The following is a 438-nucleotide window of genomic DNA, read 5'->3' as shown; positions in this document are numbered from 1 at the left end:
CGGCACGCAGCTCGCTTGTAACGGCGGCAACGACGGCCCACGTTGTAAGGATCTGATCGAGCTTGCGGCTGTTGGCATCGCTCGGGGTGTTCTCCCATGCGTTGGCCTCGAGCGCCTGCCAGAGATGGCGAAACGCCTCGGTGAGCATGATCGTCTCGACGCTGTCGCAACGGCGCAGCGCGGCGCGCACGCCGCGAGGGAAAGGCCGCAGCTTGGTGTAGCGCTTGAGCTCCTGATCACCCATTACCAGCCGCCGCCACCACAGGCGCAGCTCATAGGCTTCCTGATGTGTGAGCGCATAGCAGTAGCGCTCTACCGAGGTTGTCTGCTCGTCTGCTGCTGGCAGCTCTGCTCGTTGTTCTGCTTCACTCATGCTGCACTTCCCTCCGCATTATCTTCCTCTACCGGCGTTCTCAACTCGAAGCCACCCGCTTGGGC

Annotated in this window: 1 protein-coding gene; it reads right to left on the bottom strand. The window is 62.6% G+C overall.

Translation table 11 applies throughout. The features are described 5' to 3' along the window. On the bottom strand, positions 1 to 373 hold a 373-nt coding region (gene casB / locus Q5762_RS37190), incomplete at its 3' end, for a type I-E CRISPR-associated protein Cse2/CasB (protein ID WP_315896730.1). Positions 374 to 438 lie beyond the last annotated feature (65 nt).

The sequence above is a fragment of the Streptomyces sp. P9(2023) genome (assembly GCF_032436795.1).
GTDB lineage: Bacteria > Actinomycetota > Actinomycetes > Streptomycetales > Streptomycetaceae > Streptomyces.
Note: the sequence above shows the minus strand (reverse complement) of the source record. Positions and strands in the feature narration are given on the sequence as shown.